Below are 9,452 nucleotides of genomic sequence, written 5' to 3' on the forward strand. Positions count from 1 at the left end.
ACCTCGCGCGAGGTTGCTGGGCCGCCGTCAGGTAGCAATAAGGACTAGTTGGGGCGGGCGTCCAGGACCGCGTCGAGGTAGCGGGCGACTCCGTCGTCGTCGACTTCGTCGGTGACCGCCGCGGCGATCGCCTTGACCGAACCCAGTGCATTGCCCATCGCGACTCCGTGCCCGGCCCACGACAGCATCTCGATGTCGTTGGGCATGTCCCCGAACGCCATCACCTGCGACCGCCCCACGCCGAGGTGGTCGCACAGGTCCTCAAGCGTCTTCGCCTTCGTGATCCCGAACGGGGCGAGTTCGACGAGCCCGTTGTCCGGCTCGGAGAACGAAGCATGGCAGGTGCCGTCGACGAGCGGATCGATGAGGTCGTGCATCGCCTGCGAATCGCTCGTGGCCAGACGCACCAGCACCTTGACGACGTCTTCGCCGGCGAGTTCGGAGACATCATCGATGATCCGGGCCTCTCGCGGCCGCCCGGTGACGAATTCCCGGTCGATGAAACCGCCGTTGAGGGTCTCGTAGGCGAACCGGGCCTCGGGATGGTCGACGCGGACAGCCGCGATGATCTCCGTCAGCGACTGTGCGTCGATGGTGTGGGCGTCGACGACGGACTGAGAGGCGATGTCATAGACGACCGCTCCGTTGACGCACACGACGCGTCCGAGGTCGGGGATCTGCTCGGCGATCGGCGCCAACCACCGCATGGGCCGCCCGGTGACCAGGACGAAGGGGATTCCCGCGTTCTGGCAGCGGTGGATCGCATCGATCGTGGCCGTCGAGATCGGCTTCCAGTTCAGCAGCAGAGTGCCGTCGATATCGCTGGCGACGAGGCCGAGGTCGAAGTCGTCGGGCGGCAGGATGTCGGGGCTGATCGGAGGTCTCATGATGCCTCCACCCTAGCGAGAATCTCCCGCGCCCGCCCCAGCAGCTCCTCGGCGTCCGTGATGAACCGAACCGTGGCCTCCGCACTCGAGTCGATCGACCGTCCCGTCGGCCCCTCCGACCGTGCCATCGACGCCGCGAGCACCGCCTCACCGACCTTCGACGAGGCCTTCGTCAGCAGCTCCGGCACGTCGCCGACGAGCTGCCGAGTGGGCCCGGGCACCACCTGACCGGTGACGGGACAGCGGGCGTGGAGGGTCGCCGTCAGGTCGTCGACGACATCGACGAGTGCGTTGAGCCGGTGGGTGCCGTCGACGATGACGTCGATCGGATCTTTCGCCGAGGCGGCCGTGGCCTCGCCGTCGGATGTGTCCGTCGAGGCGGCTGACGAGGTGGTGGTGCCACCGGAGTCCCGTGCTTCGTGGAGGGCCACCGCGGTGGTGTAGTACCGGTCGACGGCGCGGATGAAGCGGTCACGGTTGTGCCGCCACAGACCGGTGCCGAACCGGTCATCGTCTTTGACCGCGGTCGGCGCCTTCTTGCGCAGACCGGAGAAGAAGCGCTTCACAGATAGTTGCCGGTGCCGTGGTCGTCGCGATCGGACTCCTTCTTCTCGCCCGACTGCCCGTCGGCCGGTGTCATCCCGGGCGGAACCATTCCCGGAGGCAGCTGACCGCGACCGGCCATCTGCTGGGCCATGGCCTGCTGTGCCGCGATCGCCGTCTGGATGCCGTGGAAGAGACCCTCTAACCAGCCGACGAGCTGAGCCTGGGCGATCCGCAGCTCCGACGTCGTCGGGGGACCGTCGGCCGAGTCGAAGGGCAGGTCGAGGCGTTCGAGCTCCTCGATGAGATCCTTCGACAGGCCCTCTTCGAGTTCGTCGATGGACCGACGGTGGATCTCGGCGAGACGTTCGCGTCCCTTCTCATCGAGCTCGGTGCCGCGGACCTCGTCGAGCAGCTGCTTGACCATGGTGCCGATGCGCATCACTTTCGCCGGCGACGAGACATCCGCCTGATCCTGTTGCGCCCGCGCCAGACCGGACTGCACACTGTCGGCGTTCGCCGCACCGTCTGTGTTCGCAGCATCCTCGGCGCGCACCTCACCCGCGGAGTTCCGGACGCCGTCTGCGGAGTCGGGAGTCTCACTCATCGGTCATGCACCTTCCTCATCGACGATGAGCAGAACCTTGCCGATGTTCGCCCCGTCCTCGAGCGTCTGATGGGCACGGACAACATCGGTCAACGGCATGGCTTCATGGATGATGGGGCGGATGTCTCCTGAGATCACGGCCGGCCACGGCTGCTCGGCCACCTCGGCGACGATGGCGATCTTCTGGTCCTTCGGCCGCGCCCGCAGGGTCGTGGCGGACACGGTCTTGCGCGGCTGCATGAGCCAGCCGAGGTTGATCTCGGTCTTCGTCCCGCCCTGCATACCGATGATGACAAGACGGCCGTCGGTGCTCAGCGCTTTGATATTGCGCTCGAGGTACTTCGCGCCGATGATGTCGAGGATGACATCGGCGCCGGTCGACCCGTCGTCGTGGGTGCAGATCTCACGGACACGGTCGACGAAGTCCTCGTCGCGGTAGTTGATGACGGCGTCGGCGCCGAGCTCACGGCAGAATTCGGCCTTCTTCTCGGAGCCGACGGTCACGACGATCTTCACGCCGAGGTGGCGCGCGATCTGGATGGCGGCCGTGCCGATTCCGGACCCGCCGCCGTGGACGAGCAGCCATTCGCCTGCCTGCACCTGCCCGCGGCCGACGATGTTCGACCAGACTGTCGACAGCACCTCGGGTAGGGCGGCCGCCTCGGTGAGGTCGAAGCCGTCGGGAACGGGAAGCAGCTGACCTGCGGGAACGGGCACGAATTCGGCGTAGCCGCCGCCGGAGAGCAGAGCCGCCACCCGGTCGCCGACGGACCAGCCGGTGACTTCGGCGCCGAGCCTCTCGATCGTGCCGGAGACCTCGAGTCCGAGAATCTCGGTGGCCCCGGGTGGGGGATCGTAGAATCCGCGTCGCTGCAGCAGGTCGGCTCGATTGACGCCGGCGGCATGGACGCGGACGAGGACCTCATCGGCGGCGATGTCGGGAGTCGGTTCGTCGGTGACCTGCAGGACCTCGGGGTCACCGGGGGAGGAGATCGTGATAGCGCGCATGCGTTCACTCTAGTAGCTGGGCGCGCGAGAGGGCAGGGGCACCGGGGCGCGGGAGCCGTTTGGGCTCATCGTTGCTGCCCGGCGAGCTCTGCGTCGGCGCTGTCGGATTCCGGCGGCTCCTTCGCCGCGCGACGCATCGCCGCGATTCCTTCGATCGAGACGAGGACGCTCGAGCCGATGATGACGATGTCGATGGCCAGAAGCAGCCAGTCCGGGCCGGCCGGGTCGGCGAACGAGAAGAGCTGTTCGATCGCCGCCCAGAACGAGAGGACGAAGACGAACGCCAGCGGGATCAGAGCGGGCCAGGGATTGCGGCGCTTGCGGATGAGGACGACGGCGATGATGATCAGCGTGAGCGCGGCCAGCAGCTGATTGGTGGTGCCGAACAGCGGCCAGATTCGCATGCCGCCCTCTCCGCTCATTCCCTGCGAGAAGGTCAGACCGCCGCCGAGGACGAGCACCACGAGAGTGGCGGGGACCTTCGGCAGTCGGATGTTCATGTTTCCGCCGATCTCTTGGACGACGTAACGCATCAGCCGGACCACCGAATCGAGCGTGGTCGCGGCGAACAGCACCGCCATCGTCGCCAGGACGGTGGCGCTCAACCCTGCGGGCAGTCCGATCCCGGTCTCGAGGAGCATGCCGCCTCCTTCGACGAACGACTGGACCCCGGCATCGCCGAACTTGCTGTAGACCTCTTCCCAGTCGGCGACTGTGCGGTAGCCGCCGGCGATCGCGAGAATGGCTCCCAGCGCCAGCATTCCCTCTCCGACAGCGCCGAAGTATCCGACGAATCGTGCATCGGTCTCCGTGTTGAGCTGTTTGGCGGTGGTCCCGGATGCGATGACCCCATGGAAACCCGAGATGGCTCCGCAGGCGACCGTGACGAAGAGAAGGGGGAGGATGCTCGGCGTGCCTGCGGGCAGATCGGTGTTGATGGCGGGAGCGACCAGTCCGTGTCCTGTGCCGAAGAGCGCCGAGGTGATGACGGCACCGTAGAGGAGGATGAGGGCGATGAAGAGCTGGACGCCGTTGATGTAGTCGCGAGGCTGCAGCAGCACCCAGACCGGCAGGACGGAAGCGATTCCGCAGTAGACGAGCAGGACGATGATCCACAGGGCCGTGGGTTCGAGCCCGAGGAAAGAGTCCGGCATCGACACCGGGAACCGGTCGCCGAGGAGGATGAGCGAATAGAGAGCGGCGACACCGACGATCGTGACGGGGATGAGAGGCCACCGCAGCCTGTAGATCGCAACCCCGACGAGCAGCGCCACGCCGATGGCACCCCAGGAAGGGATCACTGCAGAGGGCAGGGCCACGAGCAGGTCGGTGATGACCACGGAGAACGCGGCGATGACCATGAACCCGAGAATGAAGATGACCAGCAGGAAGAGTGCGGCTCCGCGTCGGCCGATGTAGCGAGCCGACAGCGCCGCAATGGTCTGTCCCCTGTTCCTCGTCGAGGCCCACAGGGAGCCGAGGTCGTGCATTCCCGCGAAGAAGACCGTGCCGATCGTGACCCAGAGGAATGCGGGCAGCCATCCCCAGATCATTGCGATGGCAGGTCCCACGATGGGAGCGGCCCCGGCCACGGAGGTGAAGTGGTGGCCCCAGAGGACGAATCTGTTGGTGGGAACGTAGTCGACGTTGTCGCGCAGCTCATGCGCCGGCGTTGTGAACCCATTCTCGAGCCGGTAGATCCGTTTGGACAGGAACTTCGAGTAGAACAGGTATCCGAATGCGAAGATCGCGACTCCCACCAGGAGAAGCAGAACAGGACTCATCGTTGAATTCCTTTCGGAGACTGGGCGACATCAGCGTCCTCGCCCTTCTGCAGGCGAGTTGCGACCCGGTCAGGGGACGGTTCTTGGTTGAATCCTAACAAGTGTTCTCTGCCCTGAACTCTCTCACCGTCGTCGAGGGGCTCCTGCGTCGGCCCGCCGCACTGCCGCCTCAGGCGAAGAGTCGGAACATCGGCGAGTTCTGGTGCACGCGCTCGACCTCGATCGATGAGGCTTCCATCCGCTCGAGCAGATTCGGCAGGTCTTCGGCATAGCCGAGCTGGATGCCGACGAACGCCGGTCCGGTCTCCCGGTCGGAGCGTTTGACGTACTCGAACATCGCGATATCGTCCTCGGGCCCGAGCACCTCGTTGAGGAACCGGCGCAGGGCGCCGGGCTCCTGCGGGAAGTCGACGATGAAGTAGTGCTTGAGTCCCTCGTGGACGAGCGAGCGTTCGAGGATCTCCGGGTAGCGGGAGATGTCATTGTTGCCGCCGGAGACCAGGCACACGACGGTCGATCCGGGTTCGATCGTGATCGGTTTGTCCGAATCCGGTCCGCCGATCCCGGCCGAGGCCAGAGCCCCGGAGGGTTCGGCGATGATTCCGTCGACCTGGTACATGTCGAGCATCTCGGTGGCCACTGCGCCCTCGGCGACGGGACGGATGTCGAGGCCGAGTTCGGCGATGACGTCGTAGGTGATGGCGCCGGCGCGACGCACGGCCGTGCCGTCGGCGAAGCGGTCGATGTTCTCCAAGGTCACGGGGTGGCCGGCCTTGAGCGCTGCGATCATCGAGGCGGCCCCGGCGGGTTCGGCGCCGATGATCTTCGTGTTCGGCATCCGTTCGGCCGCATAGGCCGCGACTCCGGCGAGCACGCCGCCGCCGCCGACGGGCACGATGATGTAGTCCGGGTCGGTCTCGAGTTGAGCGTGGATCTCGGCTGCCACGGTGCCCTGACCTGCGATCGTGCGCATATCGTCGAAGGCTGAAACCAGGAGGGCTTCATTGCGTTCGGCGAACCGGTGCGCCAGCGCCGAGGCGTCGTCGTAGGTGGAGCCGGCGATCTCGATCGTCACCTGCTCCCCGCCGAAGTGGCGGACGCGTTCGATCTTCTGCTTCGGCGTCGTCTTCGGCACGAAGATCGTGCCCTGGATGCCCAGTTCCCTGCAGGCGCGGGCGAAGCCCTGGGCGTGGTTGCCCGCCGAGGCGCAGACGACACCGCGTGCGCGTTCGTCGGCATCGAGCTGGAGCATGAAGTTGAAGGCTCCGCGGATCTTGTAGGACCGCACCATCTGCAGGTCCTCGCGCTTGAGGTAGACCGTGGAACCGGTTGCGGTCGTCAACCGCTCGCAGATCTGAAGTGGCGACAGGATGACGGAATCGGAAATTCGCAGCGCAGCCGCCTCGACCTCGCCGGCGAGTGTGAGCTTCTGGGGAGTCATGTCTGTTTCAACCACCAGACTATTGTGCGCCCTTTGTCTTGCTATTTGGCAATTCGTATCGATATGAGGACCGTCGCCCGGTCATTGCGAACCCGCCCCGTGCCTGCCTCGCGCCCACCTGAGCCCCGTGATTCGGCTCGCGACTTCGGGGTTTCGGGTGCGCCCTGGACCGCGAATACCCCATATCATGATTGGATGGAGGATGCCCGTAATCCCTTCTAGGAGACGTCATGGCCATCAGCAGTGAGCTCGAACAACTGTTAGCCAGCTGGATACCCCGACAGCCGTGGTTCCCCAAGCTCGCAGCAGATTTCGGGACCGACCCCGACATCACCCCCATGTCGGTGGCCCGTGCGTTCAGTTACACCGCCGGGGAGCTCGGTGGTTTTGCGGGTCTCGTGACCGTCATCTCCGTCGGCGACGGCCCCACTCTGCGTCGCCTCAACATCCCCCTGACCCTGCGCGGTGCCGAGGACATGCACCTGCGCCACGCCCTCATCGGCCGCGTCGACGACCTTGCGCTCGGCACCGTCTACGTCTACGACGGCGCAGCCGATCCCGTCTTCGTCAACCTCATGGCCGACGCGATCACGAAGCGCAAGGTCTTCGACGGCGGGCAGCTGTCCACCGAGTCCCTGCGCCACAGCCAGGAGAAGACCGAGGCCCGGGACCGTGCGCCGATGCCGTTCCCGGTGACCGCGAACGGGGCGGCCGCCTCGGCGAATGGATCGACGAACACCGCCGCCGAGGCGGTCCCGCCGAAGCCGTGGATCGGTGACCTCACGGTGGGGGCGGAGGACGTCATGCCCGTCGAGATCCGCCCGATCGAGGTCTCCGACTCCGGCCAGCACAAGTCGACCGTCATCATCCACGACGAATACGAGCCGATGGAGCTCTCGTTCTTCCGCGTCCTCGAGAACGGAATGCCGTCGTCGCTGACGATCCCCGTCCTTCTCACCGAGGCGGGGTCGCGCAGCGTGCCCGAGGTCATCGGCTGGGGCTCGGGCCGCTGGTACGACATGTTCGAGGTCCAGGAGATGGAGGCGCCGATGGCGCTGCTCTCCCACGTCGATGTCGATGCCGAACCCGCCTGGCGCGAGGCCGTGAACACGGTGTGCGCCGTCGACTCCGGTTCGATCGGGGCCTACAACGCCCACGCAGCGGAGATGGGGCGGCGCATCGGTGAGCTCCACACGGACATGGCCGCTGAGTTCGGTGTCGTCGAAGGCGCTGGTGAGCCGACGAAGCAGCTGGTGCAGAAGTGGGTCGAACGCATCGACTGGGCACTGGGTCGGGCGCCCCTGGCCCTGGACTCGCTGGTGCCGGAGCTGCGCGGCCATCGTGCCCGGCTGCAGGGGCTCGAGACCATCGGCACCCTGCAGAAGATCCACGGCGAGCTGACGCTCGATCATGTGGTCAGCTCGTCGACCGATGGCTACTCGGTCGTGAAGTTCACGGACTCGACGGACTCGGACCCCAAGCCGGCCGCCTTCGACCTCGTGGCTCTGCTGCGCAGCATCGACTACGCCGCCGGATTCGCTCGTCTGCAGCGCACCGATGCGCTCGACTCCGAGGACGGCTCGTTGGTCGTCAGCGGTTTCGGCAATGATCCGGGGGCGCTGCGCGCGATCTTCGATTCGCCCGAATACCTCTGGGCCTCGCAGGTGCAGAACTCGCTGCTGTCCGGATATTCGAGGGCACGTGGCGACAGCATCGGGCTGAGTGATCCCGTGCTGCGAGCAGCGCTGGTCGACCGGCTTCTCGTCGAGGTCGTCACCGAGCTGCGCAACCGCCCAAACTGGCTGTCCGTGCCGCTGGCGACGCTCACCCTCGTCCTCAAGGGCAAACCCTCCCGCGCCGAGGAGGCCGCCGAGCCCCGTCCCAGCTGGGCCGAATCCGGCGAGACCGAGTCCGAGGCAGCCGAGGGCTCAGCTGCATCCGGTGACGCAGCCGGTGCTGCTGGTGCCGACGGCGGCGTTGCTGGCGGTGCGGCCGGTGCTGCTGACAGTGCTGCCGGCGCTGCTGCCGGTGATGAGGGATCGGACGCGGAGACTGAGTCGAGCGAGTCGTTCGCCGTGGCTCCACCTGCCGACGAGTCGACCGCTGCCGATTCGGAATCGGTCGCCTCGGCACCCCGCGGAACCTCCGGCGCCGTCGCGGCCGCGATCGCGAGCTCGGATACCGATGACTCGGACTCGGGAGAATCGGGCTCCGAAGAGCCGGGTGCAGCGAGCGGTACTGACGAACCAGTTGCGACAAGCGCAGCGGGCGAAGCGGCCACGGCAGAGCCTGAAGCCGGCGTCCCCGAAGCCGATGAAGTCGAAGTCGCCGATACTGCGGAGAACACCGTAGACGCGGTCGCGGATTCCGGCATCGACGATGTCGAGGACTCCACCGTGGTCCCGCCCCAGGACGATGCACCCGAAGCAGCTCCGGCTGACGACGACGAATTCGTCGACGAGGAAGAACCGGAAGCTCCGGTCCGACGAGTCCCGGCCTCCTTTGCGGCGCGCGGCGCCACCTCGGAGGATGCCGACAGCACCGGACACGGATCGCAGCCGGCCAAGCCGAAGGACGCACCGAAGCTCGGTCACACATGGAGCGAGCGTTCGCAGAACTCCGGCAGCGACCGCGGAACATTCGGTGAGCAGGTCTCCGACCGGCCGGACACGAGCCGTGATGATGCCGCGGCACGGCCGGTCGAATCATCGGACAAGTCCGGCGACGATTCGAAGCCTGCCGGCGGATCCGTCTTCGATGATCTCCTCGGTACCGAACGCAAGCGGAACCGGATGAAGAAGCGCAAGAAGGACTGACCGCCTCCGCGGACCCGTTGCCTCGATGCCGGGCGTAGCCCGAGCCGGTGAAGTCCGTTCGCAGTCCGAGCCGGTGAGGTCCGTGCGCGAAACGGCCAATTGGCAGATGCTGTTGCGGTTGTGAGAAACTATGGTGGCTCGGCCTCGCGTCGAGCAGGCCGGGTTCGCTCCATCTCTGTCACAGGCATGGAGGAACCGAGGGAAGCGTGTCCGAGCGGCCGAAGGAGACGGTCTTGAAAACCGTTGTGCGGCAACCCCGCACCGTGGGTTCGAATCCCACCGCTTCCGCCCAGTGAAGAGCCCCCGAACTCATCGCCAAGAGCGAAGAGTTCGGGGGCTTTTGCCTTCCCAATTACTACCTGACGG

The 9,452-nt window shown here is 66.3% G+C and carries 7 protein-coding genes and 1 tRNA gene; 2 read left to right on the plus strand and 6 right to left on the minus strand.

The genetic code is table 11. The features are described 5' to 3' along the window. Positions 1-44: 44 nt before the first annotated feature. The 6 genes from AD89_RS0107480 to ilvA all read right to left on the minus strand — a co-directional run bounded on the left by AD89_RS0107480 (position 45) and on the right by ilvA (position 6,270). A complete protein-coding gene (locus AD89_RS0107480) occupies positions 45-887 on the minus strand; it encodes a Cof-type HAD-IIB family hydrolase (protein WP_025777982.1) in 843 nt (280 codons plus the stop codon). After that, positions 884-1,453, minus strand: coding sequence for a hypothetical protein (locus AD89_RS0107485; protein ID WP_025777983.1), 570 nt, complete (start codon positions 1,451-1,453; stop codon positions 884-886). The genes AD89_RS0107480 and AD89_RS0107485 overlap by 4 nt, the downstream gene beginning before the upstream one ends. After that, on the minus strand, positions 1,450-2,037 hold the full coding sequence (locus AD89_RS19875; protein WP_025777984.1) for a proteasome activator: 588 nt from the start codon (positions 2,035-2,037) through the stop codon (positions 1,450-1,452). The genes AD89_RS0107485 and AD89_RS19875 overlap by 4 nt, the downstream gene beginning before the upstream one ends. Before the next feature lie 3 nt (positions 2,038-2,040). Continuing rightward, positions 2,041-3,045, minus strand: a complete 1,005-nt coding sequence (locus AD89_RS19880) for an NAD(P)H-quinone oxidoreductase (protein WP_025777985.1) — start codon at positions 3,043-3,045, stop codon at positions 2,041-2,043. 65 nt (positions 3,046-3,110) lie between these two features. Further along, a complete protein-coding gene (locus tag AD89_RS0107500) occupies positions 3,111-4,829 on the minus strand; it encodes a carbon starvation CstA family protein (protein ID WP_025777986.1) in 1,719 nt (572 codons plus the stop codon). A gap of 169 nt (positions 4,830-4,998) precedes the next feature. After that, positions 4,999-6,270 carry a threonine ammonia-lyase IlvA gene (gene ilvA / locus AD89_RS0107505; protein WP_035320211.1) on the minus strand — a complete coding sequence of 424 codons (1,272 nt, stop codon included), beginning with the start codon at positions 6,268-6,270 and terminating at the stop codon, positions 4,999-5,001. Between the two features lie 230 nt (positions 6,271-6,500). Here ilvA and AD89_RS0107510 point away from each other — a divergent pair, with 230 nt between their 5' ends. Both AD89_RS0107510 and AD89_RS0107515 read left to right on the plus strand, forming a co-directional pair. Continuing rightward, positions 6,501-9,086: a maltokinase N-terminal cap-like domain-containing protein gene (locus AD89_RS0107510; RefSeq protein WP_025777988.1), complete on the plus strand. Its 2,586-nt coding sequence runs from the start codon at positions 6,501-6,503 to the stop codon at positions 9,084-9,086. Between the two features lie 200 nt (positions 9,087-9,286). Continuing rightward, positions 9,287-9,374 (plus strand) — tRNA-Ser (locus tag AD89_RS0107515). Positions 9,375-9,452: the final 78 nt, after the last annotated feature.

The organism is Brevibacterium sp. VCM10 (assembly GCF_000583215.1).
Classification (GTDB): domain Bacteria; phylum Actinomycetota; class Actinomycetes; order Actinomycetales; family Brevibacteriaceae; genus Brevibacterium; species Brevibacterium linens.